This is a genomic window from Streptomyces sp. CA-288835 (genome assembly GCF_050936385.1).
Lineage (GTDB): Bacteria > Actinomycetota > Actinomycetes > Streptomycetales > Streptomycetaceae > Streptomyces.
On sequence record NZ_JBNJMW010000001.1, the window covers coordinates 5154717 to 5179868 of the forward strand.

Consider the following 25152-nt stretch of genomic DNA (forward strand, 5'->3'; position numbering starts at 1 on the left):
TTACTCCACAGGCTTCGCGTAGTGGAGATCCACTGTGCCCGAGTAGCCGGGAAGAGTCACTGGCCCTTCCTCCTCGACTTTCCAGCCGAGCCCATAGACGTTGACGTACACCATGTAGTTCTGGATCGCAGGCGCCGCGGTCAGGGCCCTCTGCAGCTTCTCCGGGTCACCGACCGCCGTGATCTTGTACGGAGGCGAATAGACCCGGCCCTGAAGGATCAGGGTGTTGCCCACGCAGCGAACGGCACTGGTGGAGATCAACCGCTGATCCATGACCTTGATCCCCTTGGCACCGCCCTGCCACATGGCGTTGACGACGGCCTGCAGATCCTGCTGGTGAATGACCAGGTAGTCCGGCTGCGGCTCGGGATAGCCGGGGAGCTTGGCCGTGGCGTTGGGCGGAGCATCGTTCAACGTGACCGTGAGCGCCTCGCCCTTGAGCTTCTGCGTACCCGCGTTCTTCTCCAGAGCCGCGAGCCTCTCGTCCTCCGCCTTCGTACTGCCGTCATCACGGTCGGCCAGCGCCTCGACGTCCTCACGCAAGGTCGCGTTGCTCTCGTCGAGCCGACCGTTCTTGTGACTGCGCTCGTGAATGAGATCGGAGAGCTTCAGCAACGAGGCATCCGTCCTGATATTGGTGCCCTTGGCCGTATTGAAACTGGTGAAGAAGATCAACCCGGCGAGAGCGAACACAGCCGCCGTCAGCACACGCACCGGACGAAATCGCCGCATACGCACAGGGCTGGAACTCGCCTGGGGCGAGTCGGCAGAATTGCTCAACGTACCCTTATCTCCTTCGGCGCCGCGGAAGCACTACGCTAACGGACGCCCGGGGGAGCGCTAAGAGTCCCCTTGTACGCTGCCCCGGAGCCAGCCAACATTCCCTGCGCGGCCACGCAGCGCATCGACAGGAGAGACCCTCGTGCCGAAGTCACGTATCCGCAAGAAGGCCGACTACACGCCGCCCCCGGCGAAGCAGGCAACCAATATCAAGCTGACCAGCCGCAGCTGGGTCGCTCCGGTCATGCTGGCCATGTTCCTCATCGGCCTGGCCTGGATCGTCGTTTTCTATGTGACGGACGGCTCACTGCCGATCGACGCGTTCGGCAACTGGAACATCGTGGTCGGCTTCGGGTTCATCGCCGCGGGATTCGCCGTTTCTACGCAGTGGAAGTAACGCGGCCGCAAGGTGTCGGGGAGCTGCACCAAGTGCTGGCTCTCACTGCCCCTGAGAGTTATCCACAGCCGTCCACAACCATCCACAGTGGGGCGGTGGAAAACATCCGAAGATCTGTGGATAACCCATCGGGCGTTGACACCGGTGTGACTGACCCACTGGGATCCGGAAGTCTGTTCACCCCTTGTCCTGCCTGCGAAAACGCAGGTCAGCGACAAGGGGCACACCTGTTCCCACACAGCATGCACAAGATCCGGCACAGTCTGTGGACAACGCCGTCCGTCAGGTGAGCTGACCGGTCCTGATGAGTGTCATGACCACAACCGCGACCAGCACCAGTGCGCAGACGCCGTACTGGACCAGAGCCCGCCGTCCGCGGGGTGCGTGGACCATCGCGTAGCCGATGACCACGCCGCCGACGAGGCCGCCGATGTGGGCTTCCCAGGCGATGTTGCTCCACCCGAAGGTGAAGATCAGGTTGATCACCAGGAGGGCGATGACGGGGCGCATGTCGTAGTTGAGGCGCCGCATGAGTATGGCGGTGGCGCCGAAGAGCCCGAAGATGGCGCCGGATGCGCCGAGCGAGGGCTGGTTGGGTTCGGCGAGCAGGTAAGTGAGGGCGCTGCCTGCGAGGCCGGAGATCGCGTAGAGGGCGATGTAGCGGGCGCGGCCGAGGGCTGCTTCGAGGGGGCCGCCGATCCACCACAGGCTGAGCATGTTGAAGGCGATGTGGATGACGCTGCCGTGCAGGAACATGGCCGTGACGAGGCGGTACCACTGTCCTTCGGCGACGCCTTCGAGGCCGAGGCCCGGCACGAGGGCGCGGCCGATGAGGTCGAAGCTGTCGGTGAAGCGGTCGCCGATGGAGAGCTGCACGAGGAAGAGCGCGAGGTTGAGGCCGAGGAGGATCTTGGTGACGAGCCTCGGGTCTTCGGTGAGCGTGCCGCCTGCGAGGGTGCGGGGCTGGCTGGCGGTCGGTGAGTGGCCTGTGCCGGAGCCGCTTCGTACGCACTCGGGGCACTGGAAGCCGACCGAGGCGCTGATCATGCACTCGGGGCAGATGGAGCGCTCGCAGCGGGTGCAGCTGATGCCGGTCTCCCGGTCGGGGTGCCGGTAGCAGGTGGGCAGGCTCTGGGCGTCCTGCGGTCCCTGCGGGCTGCCTGGCACCTGGTCCATGGGGTCCCCTCATTCTCCGTACGACGGGCACACGGCGGTGTCCCTGGGACGCGTACCCCAATGCACCGCCCCGCCCTTCCTTCTACGGACGGGCGGGGCACATTGGTTCCCTGGCCTTGGCGGTTGCGAGCGGAGGTTCGGGGCTCAGCGGGTCTCGACGACGACCGACTCGATGACCACGTCGTTGACGGGGCGGTCGGTGCGGGGGTTGGTCTGCATCGAGGCGATGGAGTCGACGACCTTCTGGCTGGCCGCGTCGGTGACCTCGCCGAAGATGGTGTGCTTGCGGGTCAGCCAGGCCGTCGGGGAGACGGTGATGAAGAACTGTGAGCCGTTGGTGCCCGGGCCGGCGTTCGCCATGGCCAGCAGGTACGGCTTGTCGAAGGCGAGGTCGGGGTGGAACTCGTCCTCGAACTGGTAGCCCGGGCCGCCTGTGCCGTTGCCCAGGGGGTCACCGCCCTGGATCATGAATCCGCTGATCACCCGGTGGAAGACCGTGCCGTCGTAGAGCCTGTCCGTGGTCTTCTCCCCGGTCTCGGGGTTGGTCCACTCACGCTCGCCCTTGGCGAGCTCGACGAAGTTCCGGACCGTCTTGGGCGCGTGGTTCGGCAGGAGCCGGACTTCGATATCGCCTTGGTTGGTCTTCAGGGTGGCGTAGAGCTGCTCAGCCACGATCTGCCTTCCGTTGTCCTTTGTGACGTCTCGATCCTCGCACGGTCGGCCCTGCCCGTCGTGCGTCGCCACCGTTCTGAGCTGCTTCGTACCTAAGGGGGGCATGGCCGGTGAATCCGTGGCATTGTCGTCGACAAGCCCTTGTTGCACCGTATTGATCAGTTATTGCCCCCGCGTGCGCATGCAGTCGGTTCGCATGACCCGGATGCCCGCTCGCGAATGCCCCGGAGCGCTCCGACAGGCATGATCCCCATAAGGGTGGAAAGGTGAACTGTGTCTTTCCGGGGGATCTCCGCACTTCCCCCCGTACGCCACCGAGGAGGAGGATTCCCGTGACCCGCATCGACAGCGTGCGCGCCGCGACCGGCTCGGCGAAGGGCAGCGTGCTGCACGCCGCGGAAGCGGTGGCGCCTTACGCCGACACGGCCAAGGACCGGGCCGCGCACTACGCGCATGAAGCACGCGTACGGCTCGCGCCGAAGGTGTCGGCCGCCGCTCACCAGGCCGCCGATCAGGCTCGTACACAGTACGACGCCCATCTCGCGCCGCGTCTGGAGCAGGCACGCACTCATGTGCCGCCGAAGGTCGACTACGCCGCCCACGAGGCTGCGCTGCGCGCCCGCGTCGCCGCCCGGCAGGCCGCCGAGTACTCCCGGCCGAGGATCGAGCAGGCCAGGACGGCGGCCGGCCCTGTCCGCGAGGAGGCCGCGGCCCGTAGTGCGGCGGCTCTGGCGGCTTTGCGCGGCCAGGTCTCGCCGAAGGAGATCGAGAAGCTGGCCCGTAAGCATCAGCGGCGGGCCAGGGTCGGACGCCTCGCGAAGGGACTGGCCGTTCTGGGCGTCCTGGCGGGCGGTGCCTTCGCCGCCTGGAAGTGGTGGGACAAGCAGGCCAACCCCGACTGGCTGGTGGAGCCGCCGGCCGCCACGGAGGTGCCGGACACCGGTCAGCTGACTTCGGTCGACGGCAGCGGCCAGGAGGCGCTCGACCCGGAAGTCCAGGCGAAGCAGGCCGAGGCGGAGGCGGCGGAGCGCGACGAACGCGGCTGACGCAGCTGGTTCGTGTCAGCTCGTCGCGGTTCGTGGCTGCCTTCATCGACTGGTTTCAACGTCGCTTGGTTTCAATATCGCTGTGGGCGGGAGGCCTGAGGTCTCCCGCCCACAGCGATGTTTCACGTGGAACCGGGGCCGTGGAAACAGCCGAGGCGACCGAGGCTCATGGATCAGGCAAAGCCGATACAGAAAGGCCCCTCCAACCGCGTTTCCGCAGGTCGGAGGGGCCTTCCGGGTGTGGAGCCTAGGGGAGTCGAACCCCTGACATCTGCCATGCAAAGACAGCGCTCTACCAACTGAGCTAAGGCCCCGGATGGGAAGCGTCCGCCAGGAGAATCATCTCCCGGAAGAGCGTCGCAGCCCAGAGTACCGGGTTACCCCCAGGATCCTGCAAAAGGATTGGGGGTCCCGGCGAACGACCACTCTCCATAAGATGCTCGACGTGGTTCGCTTCAGCGAACCGCGGTACGTAGCGATGGGGAGACGCGAATGGACGCCGCACAACAGGAAGCAACCGCAAGAGCGCGGGAGCTTCAGCGGAATTGGTACGGAGAGCCGCTGGGGGCGCTCTTCCGTAGGCTCATAGACGACCTGGGGCTCAACCAGGCTCGTCTGGCGGGGGTATTGGGACTGTCCGCACCGATGTTGTCGCAGCTGATGAGTGGTCAGCGCGCCAAAATCGGTAACCCGGCGGTGGTGCAGCGAGTGCAGTTGCTGCAGGACCTCGCCGGTCAGGTCGCCGACGGCAGCGTGAGCGCCGCCGAGGCCACCGAGCGCATGGACGAGATAAAGAAGTCGCAGGGGGGCTCGGTGCTCAGCAACAGCACGCAGTCGACGAGCAGTTCGGGTGCTCCCACGGTCAAGCGGGTGGTACGCGAGATACAGTCGCTGCTCCGCTCCGTGGCGGCCGCGGGGGACATCATCGAGGCGGCGGACACCCTCGCCCCGAGCCACCCGGAACTGGCAGAGTTCCTCCGGGTCTACGGAGCGGGCCGCACCTCCGACGCGGTCGCGCACTACCAGTCCCACCAGAGCTGAGCCCACCGCCCGGTTGCTGAACCTCCCGTATCCGCAGATCTGTTGAGCCTGCTGGTTGCGGGGAGCGAGGCAGCCGGGCCTCTCGATGAGGCCGCCGGACCGACTGCCGAAGGGGGAGCGACGCACGACCATGGGTGAGGTCTTCGCCGGCCGGTACGAACTGGCCGATCCGATCGGACGCGGGGGAGTCGGTGCGGTCTGGCGCGCCTGGGACCACCGGCGGCGCCGGTATGTGGCCGCCAAGGTCCTGCAACAGAGCGACGCGCACGCGCTGTTGCGTTTCGTGCGGGAGCAGGCGCTGCGGATCGATCACCCGCATGTGCTCGCTCCCGCCAGCTGGGCGGCCGACGACGACAAGGTCCTGTTCACCATGGACCTGGTGGGCGGAGGCTCGCTGGTCCATCTGATCGGGGACTACGGCCCCTTGCCGCCGGTGTTCGTCTGCACCCTGCTCGACCAGCTGCTGTCTGGGCTTGCCGCGGTGCACGCGGAGGGGGTCGTGCACCGCGACATCAAGCCTGCCAACATCCTGCTGGAGGCGACCGGAACGGCCCGTCCGCGGCTGCGGCTGTCCGACTTCGGCATTGCGATGCGTCTGGGCGAGCCGCGGCTGACGGAGACCAACTACGTGGTGGGAACGCCTGGTTACCTCGCACCCGAGCAACTGCTCGGCGAGGAGCCGGACTTCCCCGCCGACCTGTTCGCCGTGGGTCTGGTCGCCCTCTATCTGCTGGAAGGCGCCAAGCCCGATGCCAGGGCACTCATCGAGCACTTCGCGGCTCATGGCACCCCTGGTGCCCCGAAGAGCGTTCCCGAGCCGCTGTGGCAGGTCGTGGCCGCCTTGGTGCAGCCGGACCCACAGGCGCGGTTCCGCACCGCCACGGGGGCGCGCAAGGCCCTCGCCGCGGCCAGAGAGCTCCTGCCGGACCCGGGCCCTGACGACGAAGTGATCGAGATCTTCGACCAACTCGGTCCACTCCCGCCGGGGTTCGGCCCGGAGGGTCCGCTCCCGGCGGGGTTCGAACCGGATAGACCGCCGCCAGGCTCCGGCCCGTCCGGACCGCTGCCGACGGGCTCCGGCCCGGACGGCCCACTCCCGTCCACACCTGACCGGAGGCACAACAGCGCTCCCCAGCACCCCAACTCGATCCACGGCAGCGGGACTCAGCACCCCAGCCCGGGCCACGACAGCTCGGCTGACCACCCCAGCGCGGGCACTGCGCCGCCGCATCCACAGACGGGTGCCGTCTCGTCTCCGACCCACGCGGGCGCCGTACTCTCTGACGGCACCTCCACGGCCGTACCCCCTGTCGGCTCCCCCACGCCCGACGCCGTACCGCCTCCGCCCGCCCCCGATGCCGTAACCCCACAGCCCTCCCCGGCGTCCACGATGTCGGACACCGGCAGCTTCCACCTCCCGCCTCCGCCTCAACCCCGGACGGCCACCTCCCACACACAGCGGCACCAGCAGCAGGCACACCCACAGCCCCAGCAGCCAGCTCAGCCACAGCCCGAGCAAGCCCCCACTCCCCCCAGCTCGTTCGCGCTCCCGGCTCCCGCCCACGCTCCGTCGTACGGACCCGCCCATGTGCCCTCCCCCCAGGTCGCGACCCCCGCGTCGCAGCCGTACGCATTTGCCTCTACTGCTTCCTACACCGCTCGCGACGTCCAGGTTCCACCTCAGCCACAGCCAATTGCGCGGCGCCGCGGCAGGCGCGCGCTCCGGCGCCCCGGGCCGCCCGCACAGGTGGCAATTCCGGTGCTGCTGCTGGCGTTGGTCTGCTTCGCGGTCGGGTTCTGGGCCCTGACTCAGATCTGAGCCGAGAGCCCGACAACTGAAAGCACGAGAGCCCCCGTGGCGCCCGAACCTCAGCCGGTGAGCCCTGGCCTGGGTCAGCCGCCTACGGTGCCCGCGGCGGCTCGTATCCCCGCGCGACCGCACCGCCGGCCATCGCCGCCGAACCCCCCGCCCGTCTCCGGGCGACCACGGTCCACACCCCGAGCCCCAGCACGAGCACACTCCCCGCGCCGATCCCGCCAGCGGCCACCAGCTTCATCGTGGCGGCGCTGTCACCACCGTCGCGCCCGCTCGCTGCCCCGGCCCCGGCCCCGCTCGCCGCCGCGTCCGTGTCCTCCTCCGTGACCTCGAACACACCGCGCGGCCTGGCCGCTCCCGCGTACGCCGGCTCGGCGCCCGGCGCACCGCTCACCCGCACGCTCAGTAGCAGCTCGATCGGCCCGTCGCCGAACTTGTCAGCCGTCTCGGCGGCGAGATGCACGGCAAGGTAGTACCAGCCGGCGAATCGCATCCCACCGACCTGGTCGTCGACGGTGTACCGGTTCTCGTACGCGACCGCGGACAGCGGCTCCAGGACAGCCGCCCTCGGTGTGCCGTCGTATCCGGTGCGAGCGTTGCCCACGAAGGCGCGCACGGGGTTGTGGAGCGACATGACGAGGGCGGTGCCCAGGAAGCCGTCGCCGTCGGCCGCGCCCAGTTCGGCGGTGGCGTAGAGCTGTTGCCCCCAGTCGACCGGGACCCGGTAGTAGAGCGTCTGCCCGGCCCTGATGCCGTCCTTCCAGACGCCCTCCTCGAGGGCGCGCGCGTCGTTGAAGCTCGTACCGCCCCTGCGGGGCTTGGCGGTGCCGCTGACGGGCTCTGGGGAGCCGGAGTTCCAGGTCTCGGGGGCCGTCGTAGGGCCGGTCTTCTCGAGGGCGGGCTCGGACACGTACTGAAGCTCCAGACTCCAGTCGTCCGGCGAGGAATCGGCTCGGCTGGTGCGTTCCACGGCCACGTAGTACGTCCCTGCCGTCTGGCAGGCCAAGCCGTCGGGACCGGCCCTGCGTGCCGCCCAGGCGGTGAGGGGGCGCGGGCTCTCGGTGGGCCCGATCCGGGCCTCATCGGCGTCTCCGGAAAAGCAATTGCGGCCGGCGGAGTCCTGGAGGGAGACCTTGATGCCGTCCGAGGAGGCGACCTTTGTCCCCGCCCTGGGGACTGCGGTGGCCGAGACGTACGCGTTGGAGGCGCTGTCGAGCCGGAGGCGGTAGTAGGCCTTCTCGTTGTTCTGGAGGGAGCTTCGGTAGGTCCCGCCCGGGGCGAGCTGTACCGCCTCGGTCCTGTTCGACGCGCCCTCGACCTGCCGGGCGTCGTCGGCGAAGGCGTACGGAACAGGGGAACCGGCCGCCACCCCCTGCTCGCGCGCTTGTGCTTGCGCCGGCCCGGGCAGCACCGCGACCGCGCACAGCGCCGCCATGCAGGTCATGACCGTACGGCCGCACCACCACCCCGTGCGCCGCCCCATCACGCGCCACCCCTCGTCGTAGCCCCGGATCGTCACTCTTCGGGCTGTCGCGAACCGGCATCATCTCGCCCCGAACACCGCGAAGCCCCGACCATCCTGCCCCGCTCGCCGCCGCGCCATCCCTGCTTCGGCGACACAAGCGCTTCCTGTGCATGCCGCCACAAAGACGGGGGCGCGAAGACATGGCGACAGACTTGGAAACAGCCCTGGAGACAACAAAAAACCCCGACCGCGAGGGCGGTCGGGGTCTGTACTGAGACTGTCGTCGCTACTCACGAACCCGTGGGCACGGAGTCAGTCGCCTCCGTCCACAGATCCTGCTCGGCGCGATCCGCCTGGATCTGGCGGTACACGAGGAGCCCGCCGATGGCGGCCAGTGCGACCAGGAGAAGCTTCTTCACCGCGCGACCTCGTCTTTCCTTGACGTAGGGGACCTCTGGCGCCCGACTATACACACCGACCGATACCGATCGGTGACCTGCGTCGGCCCTCAACTCCCGCCCGGCACACAGCCGTAGAAGCGGACGCCGCGGCTCCGACCGCAGAGTGACAACTCACTGGATTCTGCAGTTTTCGGCGCCTTCTTCCACTTTACGGATCTCTTGGGTCCATCCGGGTGGTGTTCATCTGAAGAGCGAGGCACCGCGAGCGTCGGTCCACCACTTCGCGGCCCTCATACACATCATGAGGAAAGTACGCAAATCGCCCAACCCGAAAGTGAGGGGCTATGGCCAGGAACAAGGTCATGAAGTTGTGGACCGCCATCATCACCGCCTTCATCGCACTGTGCACGACACTCGGACTGGTCACGACAGCGGCTGCGGCTGCGGCCACCCCGGTACCCCAGACCGAGCCCGCCCGCAAGGCGAGCCCCACGGTCACGGCCCCCGCGATGTCCCCCTGGGCCTTGTCCTTCAGCCGCACCCTGCCTCCCACGATGAAGCAACGCATCCACGCCGAGGCCCACGGCTCCTCACCCAGCTGCCGCCACCGCCCGCCGACGGACATGGACACAGCCTCCCAGGACGGGGAGGAGGCGGACTCCGCCGCTCCGTGCACGACCTGACATAGACGACGCAGCCGCCGAATACCCCTCGATCGCGATCACAGCCGGGCGAACTTGCGTGCGCCGCCGGACACGGAAAAACCCCCAACCGCAACTGTTTGGGGGTCTTCGTGGTGTGGGGCTAACAGGATTTGAACCTGTGGCCTCATCCTTATCAGCATTGGTCGAACGCCACTCGGTACCCAAATATCTACAGGTCAGGACGTTTTCGCTTGCCACTCAAAGATCGTTTGGGTGAAGTTTGGGGGAGGTAGTGACTGAGCGCCGTGGCTGGCAGGCTGACCTCGCACCGCAAACCCCATCGATTCGACCTTCGCCACCCGCCGGGCTCCGCACGAAGGTCACCAAGGACATCGGCAGCGCGAGCACCACCAGTTGCCAGAACGGTCGTCGCCGCTTGTGTGCGAGCCACCAGGTGAACAAGGCAGCCAGCAGGGTCGATCCTCCGATAAGAATGATCAAGGCCCCGAACACCTCCTCTAGATCAGCACCCTGCGCCGCCGCTACCACAAGAAGGATGCCCAGCAGCGTGCCCCATGGCGCCGCGGCGAGGAGGCTCCGTTTGAAGGTCGTGCCCGAAGCTGGGCCGAGGGGAGTGAGCGGGACGCTGGATGGGACGCGCTGATGCCAGGGCCTCGACGGCCGCCCTGGGGGATCCGATGGCCTGTCGGCACGGGGTACATCTGCCTCTGCATCGCTCATGCCCCCGGAGAGTAGGTCCGGGTTCCGGGGAGGGGTCCCGAGCACGGCGCTTTCAGCCCTGGCTGCAGGTGCTTGAGGAACTGCGCTGTGATCTCCGGGGTGAAGCTGCCCCGGTCCCGCTGGACAGACGTAGGACGCGGCGGCCGCGCTGACCGCGGCGCAGGCCCGTGCGTACGTCGGATCGTTGCGGCGCTATGAGCCGACGTCGGCGCCGATGGCCAGTTCGGCGCGGGCGGGCGGCAGTCCGGGGGCGAGCAGCCGCAGGAAGTCGGCGCGTGGTGGTCGGTAGGAACAGCCACCCCCACGACAGCCAACCCGCCCCGCCCCAGCCACTAAATGGCAGCCACTTGGCCACCTCATGACAGCAGACCAGCCCACGCCCACAACGCATGACCAGGCAATCAACAACCGAACACGGCTGACGCACAACCGCTGCCACCGACACGCCCACTCACCCAGGCGGGCATCGACAGCCTCTATCAGGATGTCGCGACCGGGACCCTCGTCGTCGTCGCGGTCGGCATGGACAAGGTCCTGCGCCGAGGAGGCACACGCTGAGGGTGTCGCCGACGGCGTCCCAAGCTGGGAGCACATCAACCCCAGTGTGCCTCGCGGAATTGATTTTCCTGATGAAAGGGGGGTGAGCATCAACGTTCGGGTGGCCAACGTAGGGGCGTTCCGCCGGCCGGTCCTCGCCGAGCGCACCGCTGGCAGTCACACGGACGAGCAAAGGAAACGCAATGGCACTTCGTCTTCTCCGGCGCATGGGCGCGTCACTGGCCGTACCCGCAATCGTCGTGGGCGCCGTCGCCGCCCACGGGCTTCCGGCCACCCACCCGGCGCAGAGCCCGGCCGACAAAACAGCGGTCACGAGCCCTCTCGATCCCGCCCATACCGAACTGGCCGCCAGTTCCGACGCATGGCACCAGCTGGTCTGGGACCTCGACGCAGGTGATCAGGGGTACCAGACACTGATCAACCAGGTGCGGTCACTGGTCACCACCGCGGGCGGCCACCGCGAGAACGTGCCTACGCCCAGCGGCAGAAACGCCGCGGTCGACGTCACCTCTCCGCAAGCCAACCGCCAGTTCCTCGACCTCCAGGTCCAGGGCGGCGGCCAGGCCATCCACCTGGTCATTCGGCTCAGCGACCTGTACGTGATCGGCTACTTCTACTACGCGCCCGATCAGGGCAACGTCTACGTCCCCCTCGCCGCGGCAGGGGACGGCCCGGGGGCCAGCCCGGACCTGCCGCAGACGATTCTCCACCCCGGCGTCAACGGCTACCTGACGTACGACTACATGAGGAACCATGAGAACTACAACGATCTCGCGGGCATGGCCGGCACCAGCCTGGCCGACCTCCAGATAAGCCCGGCAAGCCTGCAGGAGTCACTCTTCGCCATGCGTGACTACGCCAATGTCCAGGGCCGAAGGCAGGGCGTTCTCGCCCGCGGTCTGCTCCAGTTCATCGTCACTGTCAGTGAGGGCATTCGCAGCAGGCAGCTCGCGGTGAGCATGACGGGCATGCTCCAGAGCCACAGCACCATGACCCTTGGTGAGCCCAACGTGGAACTGATGCGCGACTGGTCCGACATCAGCAACGTCCTGACCGGTGCTTCGACGTCTTCGTCGCCGCCGCCCCCGGTCACCACCAGGTACTGGGGCACGATCGACACCCCCGCCAGGGCCGCGGCGTTCCTGCTGGTGGCGCTCTTCAACAAGGCGTACGGCAGCCCGCCCCACGACGAGCTCTGACCGACGACACCGGCGCGTCCGGGGAGCCGTACGAGCACCCCGGACGCACCGGCTGTTGTGGACTGACCGTGCCGTACAGGGTGATCAGTGCGATCCAGCTCCACCAGGGCACCAGGTGCCGCTGCCCTTTATTCCAATTAGAGAAGTACGCGCTGTCCGGTCCGGAGGCGCAGCGAGCGGGTGCCCTCCTGCCATCGCCATGGCGCAACTGGCCCCTGTACCGCTGGGCGGCAGCGCCCTAGCGCTGTCCGGCGGGTGAGGAGGGGGCGCCTGCCACGAGCGTGAGCACCTCCCAACCAAACGCCGCTGTGGTGCTTCCGGCCTACAGGGGCGGGCTCGCTGAGAAGAATCCGCCGACGCTCCGGGTCAGTCGCGTGGCCTCCGACAGCCCGAAGCGGGAGGCGAGCAGTGTGTAGACGAGGATGTAGGCCAGCGCGGAGCGGATTGTGCCCGCGTCCAGCTCAAGCCCCAACTCGGTTGCTCCCGCTTGCGCCGCGACCACACGCCGCTCGACGTGTCGGTCGTGCAGCCGCAATATCGGGTGGCGCCACGACGGTTGGCCGACAGAGCTCACGTATCCCCCAAGACGTCTACGGTGGGGAAAGCCTATGAGTAGCCACCGACACCCGGGCGTGGATCGGCCCGTCTACCATGGCGTGCTCTCTGCACGGCTAGGCAGTGTCCGGCCGCGCTGTCGAAGCTGATGGGCTGGCCGCCCTTGCCGCCGCGCCGTTTGCGGTTGGCCCGCAGGTCCTTCAGTTCGGGAATGGTGTGCTTGATCTGGCGTCTTCGCGCGGGCTCAAGGACGACGCCTCACTGTTCCACTGCGGCGAGAAGATCGCGGAGAAGACCAGCCGCCCGAAACACAGAGAGGGCGGCCTCCCCAGATGGATGGGGAGGCCGCCCTCTCTTCCGCCTCAACTACGAGGCCGACTCCGCCGCGCGCGCCACGACCAGCGCATCGAGTACGGCCACGGAAGACCGCGGGCACATACCCAACCGTGCGTCGAGCGCAGCCTCCCACTCGTCTGTGAGCGCGACCATCAGTTGGTGACGCATGTTGTCCGTCACGTGTGCGTAGCGCGCAGAGAGCGAGCCGTCGATGTGGCCCATGCGCTCGTCCATGAGGACCTTCGGCGTACCTCGCTCTTCCATGATCGCTCGGTGGGCGTGCCGCAATCGGTGGCCCGTGCGGCTGCTCCTCGTCCCTGAACCAACGTGCCCGGCATCCACGAGTCGGTGATGATCGGGACGGGAGTGCCCCGCTCGTCGGGCCTGCATCTTCCTCGCGGTGCAGCTCTACGAGGTCAAGGAAGGCCTCCGCGAGAGCGACCAGGAGGAGCGCGAGATCCTTGCCGAGATGTCGGAGGCCGGCCGTCTCCGGGGCCGCGCCTTCGAACGCATCATGCTCCTCGCCGGCGACGAAGTCATCGAGGCCGCACATGAACTGAACGCCGCTGCTCTGAAGATCGATTGGCAGGCGAGCGGCAAGCTCTCCGGAACCCTCCAAGAGTGGCGCGATCGGAACCGAGCCGTCTTCAACGCCATCAACGAGTTCCACGATGCCGCGCGCCAAGACCTCGGCGTGAGCGGCAGCGTCAGGGGCGAACAGCACCCTCAACGTGATCTGTTGCTCCCGCCGTCGCAGCGGAACTCATAGCGCGGTCAGCGCAGCGCCCTGGGGCCGAAGGTGAGTAGCCCGCCGCAGCCGACGGGCGTTGGGTGAAACTTGGGTAATGATCAAGCTCGGTCAGGCCGACGCTGACCACACCACACCAACGCAGCCCAACACCCCCGCCTGACCACAAACCAAGGACGGGCGCTTCCCACCTGGGGAAACGCCCGCTCTTCTCGATCTTCGGCTGTGGGGCTAACAGGATTTGAACCTGTGGCCTCATCCTTATCAGGACCCGACTCTAAATAGACGATCTTCCCAGGTCACGAAACCGCAGGATCGATCGGCTTCTACAGTCGTCTACATCAGCCAACGTCCCTGCTCCCCTGCCCCACGTACGCACTTTCCGGGGTAGTTCTGGGGCAGTCCTGGGGTGATCACGCCACCAGCCGCAGGCGCGGTCCGTCGACGTCCCTGTCCTCGAGGGCCGCGAGGACCTGGCCCGCGTAGTCCGCCGCGGCATGCGTGTACTGCCAGGTGACCTCGCCCGCACGCTCGTGCCCGAGCACCTCCTGCGCGACCGCCTCCGGCACCCCTCGCGCGTGCAGCCTCGACGCGTACGTGTGCCGCTGGTCGTGGAACTCCGGCCACCACTGCGTCTTGACCTTCTCCACCATCCGTTTCCGCCCCGTCTCCGGGTTGACCTCCTCCATCTTGATCTTCTTCGTGCGCTTCCGCGCGACTCCGGCCTTCTGGATGGCATTGATCCATTGGCGGTAGTACGTGGTGCGGCGAAGTGGTGCGCGGTAGGGCTCGTGTGTGATCCGGCTGATCTTGTTCCGGCCGTGGAAGACCAGCTCTTCCTCGCACAAGCCGTCGTTGTCCGGGTCGGACCGGGTGTAGCTCGGCGGGTCGTCCTGCATGTGCAGGCGCAGCACGCGCCACGCGAGGTATGTCAGCGGGACGGTACGCAGGCCGGCGTCCGACTTGGGGTACGCCTTGCGCTTGATCCGGCCGCTTTTCTCGACGAGCACCTCGCGGACGTGGATCCGGCGGTTCACCAGGTCGACGTTGCAGGCTCGGAGTCCGGCGATCTCGCCCCAGCGCAGGCCGGTCTCCTGGGCGATGATCTGGACGACCCGCATGTGCTTGGGCAGGCAGCGCCGGACGCGTCGCAGTTGGGCGTACGAGGGCCCGCGGCGGTCTTCGGGGTGCTGCTTTTTGATCTTCGGCATCTTCACGCCGTCGGCCGGGTTGAAGGGGATGCGCCGGTCGAGCTTCGCGGCCTCCAGCATCCGGTCGAGGACCTGGAAGGCCTTCACGACCGAGCTGGCCGCGAGCGGGCCGCCGTTCTCGTCGTGGAGAGCGTTGACCCAGTTCTGGATGTCCAGCCAGGTCAGGTCGATCAGCCGCCACGTGCCGAAAGCGGGCTCGACGTGGTTGCGCCACGATCGACCGTCGCGGTCCTCTGTGTTCTCCTCAATGCGGAGCTGCGCAGTGGGCCACCACAGTTTGTGCCAGGCGCACAGGCTGATTTCGCCGCGCGCCGGGTCGGTCCAGGTGCGCTGCCGCATCTCCGTCCGCGTCTGTTCCAGGAAGGCGATCGCGTCGTCGTACGTGGGCTTCGTCTTGCTGCGCGTCTTCCCGGACGGGTCGGTGTAGCGCGCTTCCCAAGAGCCGGTGTGGTCGTCCGTCTTGGGGCGTTTCCCTGGGTACTTCTTCAGGCAGATGTGGCAGCCGCATCGCATGGACGGGTTGGGGCGTGGGTTGTTGGTGGCCCTGGGCAGGGCTGTCTTGCGCACCATTCGGGTGTGCTCCTGATCAGAGAGTCGGTGCGCCGGACAGCACGGCGACGGGTTCGAGCTCGCGCGGGAGCTCGACGCGTGTACCGCAGAAGCAGAGAAGGCCGGCGCACGGCGAGGCGGGTGCGCCGAGGTCGATCGTCAGGATCGCGTGCAGTTCTCTGATCAGGTCATGGGGGTGGGTGCCCCTGTCTACGAGGATGGTGACCTCGTCCGGGTCCCAAGTGGCGATCTTCGGAAGATCGTCGACCACGGCGATGCGGATGCACACAGGTATCCCCCAGGGATGCACGACGGCATGAAGTGATCCGCTACGGGAGGACAGCGGGTGACTGATCGTACCTGTGTGTGGTGAAACTGTGGAGACGGTTGGCATATTCAGTGACGTTTGTTTTCCCACTGAACCAATGCCCGAATGTTCCCCCTTTCATAGGCAACCCTGAGTTGCCGTTACGAGACGCGACTGACCGCCAGCATGGCTTCAGCGTCCTTGACCAGGGCGCGCTGCTTGTCCTCCGGCAGTTGCCGGTAGATCTTCAGCAGTCGCGCCTCGCGCTCTTCGTTTGTCGGGCCGGGCACTGGCCGGCCGACAGCTTCGAAGAACTCTCGCGGCGTGGTTTTCACGCCCCATGCGCGGAAGACATCGACCATCGACCGCAGCGTGTCCGGGTCGACGCGGGAGGTCCCGCGAGTGCGGTTCATCCACGCGTTGAGCGTCTGGTACGAGATCCCTGCCGCTGTGGCCAAGTCCTTCTGGTTCTTGCCATTGGACTCGTCGAGGAGGCGTTGGAGGAGTGCCGCCAGGTCTTCGCCCGGGTGGGCGCGGCCCTCGGCGGGGCCGGGCTCGCCGGGGTGGCTCTGGTGGCTGGTCACGTTCCGAGGATCGGCCATCAGTATCTACATGCGCAAGTAGATCGCAGATCGATGGCCCGTATTTGACGGCACTCCGGCGCATCTACATGACCCCTATGCGCCCCTCCACACCTCATCCACACCCCTGTGCATATCTCTTGACTCGATACACATCTACACGTAGATTGTAGATATCGCAGGTCAACGGGACCGGCGAAACCCCAATTCGGCCATGCGCCGGAGGATCACCATGCGACGACTGGACAAAGGTGCCCCGCTGCGGGCCGCCATGAAGGCGGCCGGGCTGGACATTCCGCGCCTCGCCGCCAAGACGAAAGAAGTCGACCCCACGGGCGAAGGCCTGTCCGGGTCATACGTCGGCTTCATCGTGGGCGGCGGCAAAAGCGCCCGCGAGGAGTGCAGCGACCGAGCCGCCGAACTGATCGCGACCGCCCTCGACAAGGGGGTCACCGAGCTGTTCGAGCCAGTTGTTTTCACGCTCCGAGAATCTACATCTACACGGAGATCGCAGACAGGCGAATCGGTGAAGTCACCGCTGCCCGAGCAGCTGATGGATCAGCCGACGCTCGCGCAGTTCCTGCGCAAGTCCATGAGCTGGATCGACAAGCAGATCCAGGACGCGAAGGAGCGCGGCGAGCTCTGGCCCGGCCTGATCTACGTCGGCAGCTCCCGCCGCTTCGACCCGCACGCCGTCCTCGACGGGATGCGGCGACAGCGCACCGCCGCCTGACACACGCAGGGCCGCCCCGGATGCGACCCGGAACGGCCCTCACGAATCCCGCAAGCCCCCACGTCAAGGAGTACAGGTCGTGTCCACACAGGCTAACCCCAAGATCAGCCCACCGGGAGGTGCGACGACCGAGCTGGTCGACCGCGCCCACGCGGGCGACCGCGAGGCATTCGCCACCCTCTACAACGATCACTACAGCACCGTGTATCGCTTCCTCTTCTCCAGGACGCGGGACCGGCACCTCGCGGAGGACCTGACGCAGGAGGTGTTCGTACGGGCCCTGCGCCGCATCGACACCTTCGACAGGCGTCGCACCGGCGGCGGCTTCGGTGCCTGGCTGTCCGTCATCGCCCGGAACCTGCACCTGGACCACCTCAAGCTGCACCGCGTACAGCGGGAGTTCCCGGTTGCCGAGCTGCACGACTCCCACACCCGCGACCGCAGCGCCGAGTCGTCCGCCCTGCGCGAGCTCGACATCGCCGAGGCGAAGGAGACCGTGGCGGCCGCGATGCAGGTCCTCAACCCGTATCAGCGGCAGTGCGTTCGCCTCCGGTTCCTGGAGGAGCTGTCGGTGCCCGAGACGGCCTCGCGAATGGGCAAGGGCGTCGGCGCGGTGAAGACGCTCCAGTTCCGTTCGCTGCGCCTCATGGAGCAGGCCCTCACCTCCGAGGAGGCGGCGGCATGAACAAGAACATCCCGCACGCCGTCCGCGTCATCCGGGCGACCCTGGCCTCCAGCGGATCGGACCCGGCGACTGCCATCGCCCACGCCCTCAACAGCGCGCGCCTTCTGGTCGACCCGGAGTCGTCTCGCGGCATCGTCCTGCACCGTACGCCCGCCGGCGGCTGGTCCCGCGAGCCGCAGCAGATGACGGAACTGGAGCGTCAGGCGCTCGCATGGGAGCGGTCCTGTGAGCGGGCCCGGCTGGTCGCGGTCACCATCGAGCGGCACATCGGCCAACACCCGGAGTTCCAGAGCCTTCGCGCAGACGGTGACCGGATCCTGGTGGCGCTCCACGTCACGGACCAGGGTCAGTGGGCGCAGTGGCGTACGTACTTCGGGATCACGGACGACGGGGAAAGGCCGCTGCCGTACGCGGTGACCGGCGAGGGGCATCGTGACGGCGTCCATGTGTCGGTGGTGGCGTACGACGTCCCGCAGGTACGGGCCCACGCTCAGAAGGTCGCGGCGCGGCCTTTCCAGCTCGGCGGAGTCGTCTATGACCTGGCGCTGCCGCAGCGTGACGTCCAGGGCGGCGTCTGGTACTTCCACGGCGCGCAGACGCCTGAGGGGATGCCGCTGCTGTCGATGGACGGTCGTCAGGAGCGGTGCTCGTTGGCGAACGTCGTCGAGTTCGTGGGCCCGTTGACGGCCGTCAAGCCCAGCGCGACGCCCGTCATCGCCGGGGGCGGTGAAGCCGCATGACGGTGGCAACCAGGGCTCAGATTCGCCGCGTGTGCTGCGACTGGAAGACCGGTGTCGAGACCGGGTCGACGCGCCGCGCTTACTGGGAGCTGTATGTCGTCGTGTACGGCACGACCGACCCGTGGCCCTCGTACGCGTGGCCCGTCTCCCGGCGCCACAGCATCCCCACTATGGAGGAGCGCAGGCAGGCCCTTGCCTCGCTCGGCTTCCAGCCCACGCCGGGTGCTGAGTGGGAGTGGCAGGAGTCGGAGACGCCGGACCACCACGGCCATCCTTCGGCGACGTCCTTCCTCGGCACGATCAGCATCGTCCCGCTGGAGCAGGTCGCTGAGGGCGGGGACGTCGCGTGAGCATCTCGTCTCTCGCCCTGATGGCGAAGAAGGTCATCGAGGCCGCGTGGCTGAACGGCGACGCGTACGACCTGGCGACGCAGGCCGCCGAGGCGCTGGAGTCGGCGCAGTTGCTCCAGTCGCCCGAGACGGCAGCCAAGGCGGACGGACTGACGCGTCTCCTCGTGCCCGCGCAGGTGCTTCGGGCCGAGGCCGACGACATGCCGGTTGGGCCGTCTGTCTTCCGCGCCGAGGAAGACGGCATCACTCTCCACCACTACACCGACCGCGAGCAGGCACGCGCCCACTGCCTCCATAAGGCCAAGAACGACCCGCTGGTCACCCTCCCTCTCACTCGCCCGGTCCAGTCCTGGCGCTGGGTCGTCCTTGGCGATGACCCGGACGACCCGTACGAGACCGAGGAGCTCTACGCCACGGTCCACGGCCAGGAAGCACCTACCGGCTACACGGTCGTCCCGATCACGCTCGCCGACCGCTTCGACCCTGAGGCCGAGGAGGGGGAGGACGAGTGAGCGCCTACAGCGACGCCTTCCGCGCGCTCACCAGCGAGCCCGCCCTCCGTCCCGACCAAGCTGCCCACCTCCTCGCCAACCTCCGCAAGGAGATCGGCGAGGAGCTGGCCGACGACGTCGAGAGGGACCTCTCCGGCAAGTACCGGCGGACCGCGACCGACACCGACGCCTCGTTCCGCCGGAAGCGCCGCGATTACGGCGCCGCCATGCGCGTCGTGAACGCCTTCCGCAAGCTCGCAGCCTCTCGCCTCCCCAACTCCACGCCCCACCAGCGCACTCGGAGCACGTCATGACGACCTTCACCTTCGCCCCCGCGACCCGCGAGACGGCCCGCGCCCGCATCGGGCTCCAGGGCCCGGCAGGCTGCGGCAAGACCAAGACCGCCCTCCGCATGGCCGAAGGCCTCGCCAAGGGCGGCCCGATCGGAGTCGTTGACACCGAGCGCGGCTCCGCCCTGAAGTACGCGACCGTCCCCGGCAAGCCGGAACTCGGCGGGCACGAGTTCGGCCACATGCCGATGGACAGCCACGACCCCCGCAACCTCATCCGCGCCGTTCAGGTCGCCGAGGAGGCCGGAATCGAGGTCCTCATCGTCGACTCCTGGTCGCACTTCTGGAACGGACGCGGCGGCCTGCTCAGCATCGTCGAGGAGACCGGCGCCAAGGCGCGCGGCGGGACCTTCGGCGCCTGGAAGGACGCCAACCCCATCGAGCAGGACATGCTCGACGCGATGCTCAACTTCCGCGGCCACCTGATCGTGACCATGCGGACCAAGAACGACTACGTGATCGAGGGCAGGACGGTCACCAAGGTCGGGACCAAGGCTGTGCAGCGCGAGGGCGCCGAGTACGAACTCGACGTCGTGATGGACATGGTCGGCGGCACGGCCACCGTCACCAAGACCAGGTACACGCCCCTGGAGGGCATGACGGTCCACCACCCCGGCGAGGACGTCGCCGAGCAGATCCTCGAGCAGCTCGGCCAGGGCGTCGACCCGGTCCAGGTCATCGTCGACGAACTGGTCGGCGACGGCCTGACGTATGACCGGGCGCTGGAGCTCCACGGGCGCGCTAAGGGCCGTGGGCTGCTGAACTCCGGCCTGATGCACCCGAAGTCGGGCGAGCCCACGACCCTCGGGGAGCTGATCCGGGAGTACGGGCAGGCCGTCAAGCCGCAGCCGACGCCCGTCACCACCCCGACCGCGCCCGATGCTCCGGCCGGACAGAGCACACCCTCTGCGCCCGCCCCGAGCACCAGCGACGCGACGCCCGTCACGGACCGAGTGACGCCCCCGCAGATGCGCATGATGCACGCCCTCTTCACTCGAGTCGGCCTCGGCCACAAGGACAGCCGCCCCGATCGACTCCGCGCGACCGCCCTCATCATCGGCCGCCCCATCGAGTCCGCGAACGACCTGACCATCGACGAGGCGAAGACGCTCCTCGACACCCTCGGCGCCTACGGCGAGCGCGGCGAGACCGCAGCTGCCGACTTCGCCGCCATGGTCGACGGCCTCGACGAGTCCGAGAGCGCGGCCGACGGCGCTGACCAGGCCGCCTGATCCACCACTGACCGCGGGCCCGCCCCTACTTCCCCCTTCGGGGCGGGCCCGCACCCGCCTAGAAAGGAGGTGCACCCCAGTGGTGGACCCCACCCCTGAACAGCGAGACGCGATCGCCGCGTACGGCGATGGAACGGACCTCGTCCTCCAGGCCGGCGCTGGATGCGGCAAGTCGAGCACGCTGAAGATGATCGCGAAGGCCGACCCGCGCGCCCGCATGACGTACATCGCCTACAACAAGCCGATCGCGGTCGCTGCCCAGAAGTCCTTCCCCCGCAACGCCAATTGCTCTACCGGGCACAGCCTGGCCTTCCAGGGCATCGGCAAGCAGTACGCCCACCGGCTTGGGGGCGCCCGCCAGACCGCACACCAGGCTGCGCAGGCCCTCGGTGTGCCCGCCATCCTCGGTCACCCTGTCGGCGTCCCCAGCATCGTCAGCGACCTCGGCGAGAAGATCGCGATGCCGACGAAGCGCATCATGCGGTACGCCCTGGAGACAGTCGAGCGCTGGTGCTACTCGGCCGACCGCGAGATCACCTCGGCACACATCCCCCGCAAGCCGAACATGAAGAAGACAGCCACCGTCCAGCAGCTCGCCGAGCTCGTTCTCCCCGTGGCCCGGGCCGCCTGGCGCGACCTGCTGAAGCCGGACGGTGTGCTGAAGTACAAGCACGACCACTACATGAAGGCGTGGCAGCTCGGCGGCCCAACGATCGACGCCGACGTGATCCTCCTCGACGAGGCACAGGACACGAACGACGTCCTGTACGACGTCATCGCGCGGCAGGAGCACGCACAGCGCATCGTGGTCGGCGACTCGGCGCAACAGATCTACGAGTGGCGCGGCGCAAATGACGCCCTGACGAAGTTCGCGGCCGCCGGCGCCCAGGAGCAGACCCTCAGCCAGAGTTTCCGATTCGGTCCGGCGATCGCCGAGGCCGCCAACGCCTGGCTGTACGTGGTGGGCACCGAGCTGAGGCTGAAAGGTTTCGAGCAGGTCAAATCCCGCCTGGACGATCTATCGGACCCGGACGCGATCCTGTGCCGTACGAACGCGGGCGCCATGGAGTGCGTCATGGACGCACTCGCCCGCCGCGTACCGGTCGCGCTCGTTGGCGGCGGCTCCGAGATGAAGCGCCTCGCCGAGGCTGCTGCCTCTCTCCAGTCCGGCCGGGACACCGACCACCCGGAGCTGTGCGCGTTCGCCACTTGGGACCAGGTCCGGCAGTACGCAGACGAGGAAGCCGACGGCGCCGATCTCCGCGTCTTGGTCCGCCTGATCGACGACCACGGCCCGGCCGTCATCATCGCGGCCACCGACCAGTTGGTGAACGAGGACCAGGCGCAGCTCGTCGTGTCGACCGCACACCGGTCGAAAGGCCGCGAGTGGCCGAAGGTGCGCATCCACAGTGACTTCCGAGCCCCGTCGCCGGACCCCGTCACCGGCCTGGTGACGGTCCGTCGGGAAGAGGCCCGGCTGGCGTACGTCGCCGTCACCCGCGCCCGCCAGGTCCTCGACGACCGCGCGCTCGCCTGGGTGCACGACGTGAAGGCGGTGGCGTCATGACGGCCATCACCGACGACACGAACTGGAAGCTCCAGGCGGCATGCCGGGGCATGGACACCGAAATCTTCTTCTCCGACAAGCCGAAGTCGCGCCGGAAGGCGCAGGAGACCTGTGCATCATGCCCGGTCTCGGAGGCCTGCCTCGCCGCGGTGCTGCGCGCGGAGGAGGGCACAGGCGCCCACCTCCGGGACGGCATCTTCGCCGGGCTCAACGGCCGTCAGCGGCACGCCATCGCGGTCCCGAGGAAGCACCGGAAGAAGTCGAAAGTGCGCGCCGCCGGATAGACGCCGTGGGCCCTGCGGATGAGACCGGCCGCCGGGCCCACGGTCACCAGCACCACCCGAACCAACGAAGGGCAGCACGTGGGAAACCGCCTGTTCGTCGAGGTGCTCGATCACGCACCCTCGACGCTCACGCACCGGGAGCGACTGCTCCTCGCGGTGCTGGCGGAGGACGCCTCGGACGAGACGCGGGTTACCTGGAGCCGCGTCGAGGACCCGAAGATCCTCCGCCGGGCGGATGTGTCCCGCTCGGGCCTGTACGACGTGCTGAAGGCTCTCACCGCGAAGGGCGTTCTCGACCGGGTCACGGCCGGCCAGAAAAACGCCGCTGCGAAGTACAAGATCGCGGTTCTCGCACCCGCTCAGCGTCCCGGATCTCCGGACACTGACACCTCTTCTCAGCGTCCCGAGAATCCGGACACTGACGCATCTCAGTGTCCTGAATCTTCGGACACTGACGATTCTCAGCGTCCGGGAAACCCGGACACTGAGAGCCCGTCTCAGCGTCCCGAAATCCCGGACACTGATCCGTCCCGCCAGCCTCAGCGTCCGGGATTTCCGGACACTGAACCGGTCTCAGTGTCCGGAAATCCCGGACGCCTACTTAATACAGAGAGTGTTAATACACACACTCCCGCCCCACCCCCCTCAGACCCCGCCGCCTTCGACGCGTTCTGGATCACCTACCCCCGCAAGGTCGCCAAGGGCACCGCCCGCACCGCCTTCGCAAAAGCCCTGAAGCGCGGAGCCGACCCCGCCGCCATAACCGCGGCCGCCGCCCGCCACGCCGCACAGTGGCGCGCCACGCACACCGAGGCCCGCTTCATCCCGTACCCGGCGACCTGGCTCAACAGCGAGCGCTACGACGACGAATCCGAACCCGCGGCCTCGCACACCCAGCCCGCCATCCCAGGCACCCCCACCAGCCGCTACACCGACCCGTCCGAGAGGGGCATCTTCTGATGACACACGACCGCATCCCCGAGGACGACGAGCTTTTCACCCGTACACAGCCGAACGACCTCGAAGCCGAGCAGGCCTACCTCGGAGCTCTCTCCTTCGCCCAGAACGACGTCCGCCGCGTCCACCAGCTCGTCGCGAGCACCGACTTCTACCGGCCCGCGCACGCCACCATCCACGCCACCGCAGGCGACCTGATCGACCGCGGTGAACCAGTCGACCCGATCACCCTCACCGCCGCCCTCCAAGCCGCTGGAGCCCTGTCCCGGGTCGGAGGAGCGCCATACCTACACGAACTGGCCCGGGTCGTTCCCACCGTCGCCAACGCCGACCAGTACGCCGAACGGATCCGCGAACTCGCCCAACGCCGCGCGCTCATCGAAGCCGGGCACCGCATCATGCAGACCGGCTACGACCCCACCGCCGGCGAACCCGCCGATCTCGCCGAAGACGCCGTCGCCCTCACCCGCGACGTACGCGACGCAGGCCGCGCTGCCCAAGACTCCCCGATCCAGGACATGCACGACTTCCTCACCGTCGAGGACCACTACAACTGGGTCATCCCCGGCCTCCTGGAGCACGGCGACCGCCTGATCCTCACCGCAGGCGAAGGCGGCGGTAAGAGCGTTCTGCTCCGCCAGATCGCCGTCGCCACCGCAGCCGGAGTCAACCCCTTCACCATCGCCCCCAGCGAGTACGGCCCGAAGAAAGTCCTCGTCCTGGACTGCGAGAACTCAGAGCCCCAGAACAGGCGCCAGTACCGGCCACTCATGAACGCAGCCGCTCGCGCCCACATGCCCGTCAAGCGCGGTCAGATCCACATCGACTGCCGGCCCGAAGGCGTCGACCTCACCCGCGCCGACGGCAGGGCCTGGCTGATGCGCCGCGTCGAAACCGTCATGCCCGACATGCTCGTGATCGGCCCGATCTACCAGCTGCACACCGGCGACCCGTCCTCCGAAGAGCACGCCCGCCGCGTCACAACGGCCCTCAACGAAGCCCGGGTGACGGCGAACTGCGCGATGGTCATGGAGGCGCACGCCCCGCACGGCAGCGGCTTCGGCCCTCGCGCACTCCGCCCTGCCGGATCCGCGCTCTGGATGCGCTGGCCCGAGTTCGGGTTCGGCCTCCGCCCCGTCGAGGACGAGAAGAGCGCGGACGAGGACCGGGCCCGCCGCCTCGTCCCGTGGCGCGGCCTCCGCGACGAACGCGCCTTCCCGCCGTTCCTCCGGCAGGGCCAACGCGGCGGCTGGCCGTGGGTGCCGTACACGCCGATCGACACCGACGTCCGCGGCTACTCCTCCACTGGAGCCACCGGGTGAAGGCCATCAGGTGCCGGTACTGCCCCCAGCTCCTCCTGACGCCGGAATCCCGAGCTCGCGGCTACGGACCCGTCTGCGCCCGGAAGAACGGCCTTCCCCTGACGCCGACGAGCTGGCGGACCCGTCAGGCCCGGCCCGCGACGTCGACAACTGCCATCCCAGTCCACCCCGACCAGACCACCATCCCAATCCAGCCCACCCTCCCGAAGGAGAACTGA

29 protein-coding genes, 1 tRNA gene and 1 pseudogene are annotated in these 25152 nt (G+C 67.9%); 19 read left to right on the forward strand and 12 right to left on the reverse strand.

From position 1 onward, the window contains the following. Entirely contained in the window at positions 1 to 780 is a 780-nt protein-coding gene (locus ACQEVY_RS23170) for a DUF881 domain-containing protein (RefSeq protein WP_432951404.1), read from the reverse strand. 142 nt (positions 781 to 922) lie between these two features. On the opposite strand from ACQEVY_RS23170, the gene crgA reads away from it, so the two are divergent. Next, entirely contained in the window at positions 923 to 1177 is a 255-nt protein-coding gene (gene crgA / locus ACQEVY_RS23175; RefSeq protein ID WP_165338852.1) for a cell division protein CrgA, read from the forward strand. Between the two features lie 282 nt (positions 1178 to 1459). On the opposite strand, the gene ACQEVY_RS23180 is transcribed toward crgA, so the two are convergent. Further along, complete coding sequence (locus tag ACQEVY_RS23180) at positions 1460 to 2353, reverse strand: rhomboid family intramembrane serine protease (RefSeq protein WP_432951405.1); 894 nt, start codon at positions 2351 to 2353, stop codon at positions 1460 to 1462. A 144-nt stretch (positions 2354 to 2497) separates the two neighbouring features. Then, entirely contained in the window at positions 2498 to 3025 is a 528-nt protein-coding gene (locus ACQEVY_RS23185) for a peptidylprolyl isomerase (RefSeq protein WP_432951406.1), read from the reverse strand. 332 nt (positions 3026 to 3357) lie between these two features. On the opposite strand from ACQEVY_RS23185, the gene ACQEVY_RS23190 reads away from it, so the two are divergent. Beyond that, positions 3358 to 4071: a DUF5324 family protein gene (locus tag ACQEVY_RS23190; protein WP_432951407.1), complete on the forward strand. Its 714-nt coding sequence runs from the start codon at positions 3358 to 3360 to the stop codon at positions 4069 to 4071. Positions 4072 to 4312: 241 nt separating this feature from the next. Here ACQEVY_RS23190 and ACQEVY_RS23195 read toward each other — a convergent pair. Further along, positions 4313 to 4385: transfer RNA gene (locus ACQEVY_RS23195), tRNA-Ala, on the reverse strand. Positions 4386 to 4563: 178 nt separating this feature from the next. Here ACQEVY_RS23195 and ACQEVY_RS23200 point away from each other — a divergent pair. Together ACQEVY_RS23200 and ACQEVY_RS23205 are read left to right on the forward strand one after the other, a co-directional pair. Next, positions 4564 to 5112 carry a helix-turn-helix domain-containing protein gene (locus tag ACQEVY_RS23200; RefSeq protein WP_328770308.1) on the forward strand — a complete coding sequence of 183 codons (549 nt, stop codon included), beginning with the start codon at positions 4564 to 4566 and terminating at the stop codon, positions 5110 to 5112. A gap of 130 nt (positions 5113 to 5242) precedes the next feature. Continuing rightward, entirely contained in the window at positions 5243 to 6931 is a 1689-nt protein-coding gene (locus tag ACQEVY_RS23205; RefSeq protein ID WP_432951408.1) for a protein kinase domain-containing protein, read from the forward strand. An 82-nt stretch (positions 6932 to 7013) separates the two neighbouring features. On the opposite strand, the gene ACQEVY_RS23210 is transcribed toward ACQEVY_RS23205, so the two are convergent. Then, entirely contained in the window at positions 7014 to 8447 is a 1434-nt protein-coding gene (locus tag ACQEVY_RS23210) for a hypothetical protein (protein WP_432951409.1), read from the reverse strand. 236 nt (positions 8448 to 8683) lie between these two features. Further along, positions 8684 to 8812, reverse strand: coding sequence for a DLW-39 family protein (locus ACQEVY_RS23215; protein ID WP_003999697.1), 129 nt, complete (start codon positions 8810 to 8812; stop codon positions 8684 to 8686). Between the two features lie 326 nt (positions 8813 to 9138). On the opposite strand from ACQEVY_RS23215, the gene ACQEVY_RS23220 reads away from it, so the two are divergent. Both ACQEVY_RS23220 and ACQEVY_RS23225 read left to right on the forward strand, forming a co-directional pair. Next, positions 9139 to 9477: a DUF6344 domain-containing protein gene (locus tag ACQEVY_RS23220; protein WP_432951410.1), complete on the forward strand. Its 339-nt coding sequence runs from the start codon at positions 9139 to 9141 to the stop codon at positions 9475 to 9477. 1442 nt (positions 9478 to 10919) lie between these two features. Continuing rightward, positions 10920 to 11936 carry a ribosome-inactivating family protein gene (locus ACQEVY_RS23225; protein ID WP_432951411.1) on the forward strand — a complete coding sequence of 339 codons (1017 nt, stop codon included), beginning with the start codon at positions 10920 to 10922 and terminating at the stop codon, positions 11934 to 11936. A gap of 322 nt (positions 11937 to 12258) precedes the next feature. Here the strand turns inward: ACQEVY_RS23225 and ACQEVY_RS23230 are convergent, their stop codons facing one another. The 3 genes and pseudogenes from ACQEVY_RS23230 to ACQEVY_RS23240 form a co-directional block, all read right to left on the reverse strand. After that, positions 12259 to 12510 (reverse strand): hypothetical protein, encoded by a 252-nt coding sequence (locus tag ACQEVY_RS23230; RefSeq protein ID WP_432951412.1) that lies wholly within the window; start codon positions 12508 to 12510, stop codon positions 12259 to 12261. Between the two features lie 113 nt (positions 12511 to 12623). Continuing rightward, a pseudogene (locus tag ACQEVY_RS23235) lies at positions 12624 to 12728 on the reverse strand (IS5/IS1182 family transposase); the annotation flags it as partial. Positions 12729 to 12857: 129 nt separating this feature from the next. Next, positions 12858 to 13091: a hypothetical protein gene (locus ACQEVY_RS23240; protein WP_432951413.1), complete on the reverse strand. Its 234-nt coding sequence runs from the start codon at positions 13089 to 13091 to the stop codon at positions 12858 to 12860. A gap of 136 nt (positions 13092 to 13227) precedes the next feature. Here ACQEVY_RS23240 and ACQEVY_RS23245 point away from each other — a divergent pair, with 136 nt between their 5' ends. Then, a complete protein-coding gene (locus ACQEVY_RS23245) occupies positions 13228 to 13596 on the forward strand; it encodes a hypothetical protein (protein WP_432951414.1) in 369 nt (122 codons plus the stop codon). 392 nt (positions 13597 to 13988) lie between these two features. On the opposite strand, the gene ACQEVY_RS23250 is transcribed toward ACQEVY_RS23245, so the two are convergent. From ACQEVY_RS23250 to ACQEVY_RS23260, 3 genes are all read right to left on the reverse strand, one after another. Next, positions 13989 to 15356 carry a tyrosine-type recombinase/integrase gene (locus tag ACQEVY_RS23250; RefSeq protein ID WP_432951415.1) on the reverse strand — a complete coding sequence of 456 codons (1368 nt, stop codon included), beginning with the start codon at positions 15354 to 15356 and terminating at the stop codon, positions 13989 to 13991. Between the two features lie 16 nt (positions 15357 to 15372). Continuing rightward, positions 15373 to 15624, reverse strand: a complete 252-nt coding sequence (locus ACQEVY_RS23255; RefSeq protein WP_432951416.1) for a hypothetical protein — start codon at positions 15622 to 15624, stop codon at positions 15373 to 15375. Positions 15625 to 15803: 179 nt separating this feature from the next. Next, on the reverse strand, positions 15804 to 16226 hold the full coding sequence (locus ACQEVY_RS23260) for a helix-turn-helix domain-containing protein (RefSeq protein WP_432951417.1): 423 nt from the start codon (positions 16224 to 16226) through the stop codon (positions 15804 to 15806). A 229-nt stretch (positions 16227 to 16455) separates the two neighbouring features. Between ACQEVY_RS23260 and ACQEVY_RS23265 the strand changes: the two genes are divergently transcribed. The 12 genes from ACQEVY_RS23265 (at position 16456) to ACQEVY_RS23320 (ending at position 25152) form a co-directional block, all read left to right on the forward strand. Next, positions 16456 to 16956 (forward strand): hypothetical protein, encoded by a 501-nt coding sequence (locus ACQEVY_RS23265; RefSeq protein ID WP_432951418.1) that lies wholly within the window; start codon positions 16456 to 16458, stop codon positions 16954 to 16956. A 79-nt stretch (positions 16957 to 17035) separates the two neighbouring features. After that, entirely contained in the window at positions 17036 to 17641 is a 606-nt protein-coding gene (locus ACQEVY_RS23270) for an RNA polymerase sigma factor (RefSeq protein WP_432951419.1), read from the forward strand. Beyond that, complete coding sequence (locus ACQEVY_RS23275; protein ID WP_432951420.1) at positions 17638 to 18381, forward strand: BN159_2729 family protein; 744 nt, start codon at positions 17638 to 17640, stop codon at positions 18379 to 18381. The genes ACQEVY_RS23270 and ACQEVY_RS23275 overlap by 4 nt, the downstream gene beginning before the upstream one ends. Further along, positions 18378 to 18731: a DUF6303 family protein gene (locus tag ACQEVY_RS23280; RefSeq protein WP_432951421.1), complete on the forward strand. Its 354-nt coding sequence runs from the start codon at positions 18378 to 18380 to the stop codon at positions 18729 to 18731. Before ACQEVY_RS23275 ends, ACQEVY_RS23280 begins: the two co-directional genes overlap by 4 nt. Next, on the forward strand, positions 18728 to 19243 hold the full coding sequence (locus ACQEVY_RS23285) for a hypothetical protein (RefSeq protein WP_432951422.1): 516 nt from the start codon (positions 18728 to 18730) through the stop codon (positions 19241 to 19243). Before ACQEVY_RS23280 ends, ACQEVY_RS23285 begins: the two co-directional genes overlap by 4 nt. Beyond that, the gene (locus tag ACQEVY_RS23290) at positions 19240 to 19536 is read left to right on the forward strand and encodes a hypothetical protein (RefSeq protein WP_432951423.1); all 297 of its coding nucleotides are present in this window, start codon (positions 19240 to 19242) and stop codon (positions 19534 to 19536) included. Before ACQEVY_RS23285 ends, ACQEVY_RS23290 begins: the two co-directional genes overlap by 4 nt. Then, entirely contained in the window at positions 19533 to 20804 is a 1272-nt protein-coding gene (locus ACQEVY_RS23295; protein WP_432951424.1) for an AAA family ATPase, read from the forward strand. Before ACQEVY_RS23290 ends, ACQEVY_RS23295 begins: the two co-directional genes overlap by 4 nt. Before the next feature lie 79 nt (positions 20805 to 20883). Further along, the gene (locus ACQEVY_RS23300; RefSeq protein ID WP_432951425.1) at positions 20884 to 22371 is read left to right on the forward strand and encodes a UvrD-helicase domain-containing protein; all 1488 of its coding nucleotides are present in this window, start codon (positions 20884 to 20886) and stop codon (positions 22369 to 22371) included. Continuing rightward, entirely contained in the window at positions 22368 to 22655 is a 288-nt protein-coding gene (locus tag ACQEVY_RS23305) for a WhiB family transcriptional regulator (RefSeq protein WP_432951426.1), read from the forward strand. Before ACQEVY_RS23300 ends, ACQEVY_RS23305 begins: the two co-directional genes overlap by 4 nt. 78 nt (positions 22656 to 22733) lie before the next feature. Then, positions 22734 to 23615 carry a hypothetical protein gene (locus ACQEVY_RS23310; RefSeq protein ID WP_432951427.1) on the forward strand — a complete coding sequence of 294 codons (882 nt, stop codon included), beginning with the start codon at positions 22734 to 22736 and terminating at the stop codon, positions 23613 to 23615. Beyond that, the gene (locus tag ACQEVY_RS23315; RefSeq protein ID WP_432951428.1) at positions 23615 to 24934 is read left to right on the forward strand and encodes a DnaB-like helicase N-terminal domain-containing protein; all 1320 of its coding nucleotides are present in this window, start codon (positions 23615 to 23617) and stop codon (positions 24932 to 24934) included. Before ACQEVY_RS23310 ends, ACQEVY_RS23315 begins: the two co-directional genes overlap by 1 nt. Beyond that, on the forward strand, positions 24931 to 25152 hold the full coding sequence (locus tag ACQEVY_RS23320) for a DUF6011 domain-containing protein (protein WP_432951429.1): 222 nt from the start codon (positions 24931 to 24933) through the stop codon (positions 25150 to 25152). The genes ACQEVY_RS23315 and ACQEVY_RS23320 overlap by 4 nt, the downstream gene beginning before the upstream one ends.

What these genes read in the sequence shown, in the direction of transcription:
- ACQEVY_RS23240 (WP_432951413.1), bottom strand. Translation starts at nt 13,091, where the DNA reads ATGGAAGAGCGAGGTACGCCGAAGGTCCTCATGGACGAGCGCATGGGC.
- ACQEVY_RS23180 (WP_432951405.1), bottom strand. Translation starts at nt 2,353, where the DNA reads ATGGACCAGGTGCCAGGCAGCCCGCAGGGACCGCAGGACGCCCAGAGC.
- ACQEVY_RS23315 (WP_432951428.1), top strand. Translation starts at nt 23,615, where the DNA reads ATGACACACGACCGCATCCCCGAGGACGACGAGCTTTTCACCCGTACA.
- ACQEVY_RS23225 (WP_432951411.1), top strand. Translation starts at nt 10,920, where the DNA reads ATGGCACTTCGTCTTCTCCGGCGCATGGGCGCGTCACTGGCCGTACCC.
- ACQEVY_RS23280 (WP_432951421.1), top strand. Translation starts at nt 18,378, where the DNA reads ATGACGGTGGCAACCAGGGCTCAGATTCGCCGCGTGTGCTGCGACTGG.
- ACQEVY_RS23265 (WP_432951418.1), top strand. Translation starts at nt 16,456, where the DNA reads ATGCGACGACTGGACAAAGGTGCCCCGCTGCGGGCCGCCATGAAGGCG.
- ACQEVY_RS23200 (WP_328770308.1), top strand. Translation starts at nt 4,564, where the DNA reads ATGGACGCCGCACAACAGGAAGCAACCGCAAGAGCGCGGGAGCTTCAG.
- ACQEVY_RS23295 (WP_432951424.1), top strand. Translation starts at nt 19,533, where the DNA reads ATGACGACCTTCACCTTCGCCCCCGCGACCCGCGAGACGGCCCGCGCC.
- ACQEVY_RS23275 (WP_432951420.1), top strand. Translation starts at nt 17,638, where the DNA reads ATGAACAAGAACATCCCGCACGCCGTCCGCGTCATCCGGGCGACCCTG.
- ACQEVY_RS23220 (WP_432951410.1), top strand. Translation starts at nt 9,139, where the DNA reads ATGGCCAGGAACAAGGTCATGAAGTTGTGGACCGCCATCATCACCGCC.
- ACQEVY_RS23305 (WP_432951426.1), top strand. Translation starts at nt 22,368, where the DNA reads ATGACGGCCATCACCGACGACACGAACTGGAAGCTCCAGGCGGCATGC.
- ACQEVY_RS23205 (WP_432951408.1), top strand. Translation starts at nt 5,243, where the DNA reads ATGGGTGAGGTCTTCGCCGGCCGGTACGAACTGGCCGATCCGATCGGA.
- ACQEVY_RS23250 (WP_432951415.1), bottom strand. Translation starts at nt 15,356, where the DNA reads ATGGTGCGCAAGACAGCCCTGCCCAGGGCCACCAACAACCCACGCCCC.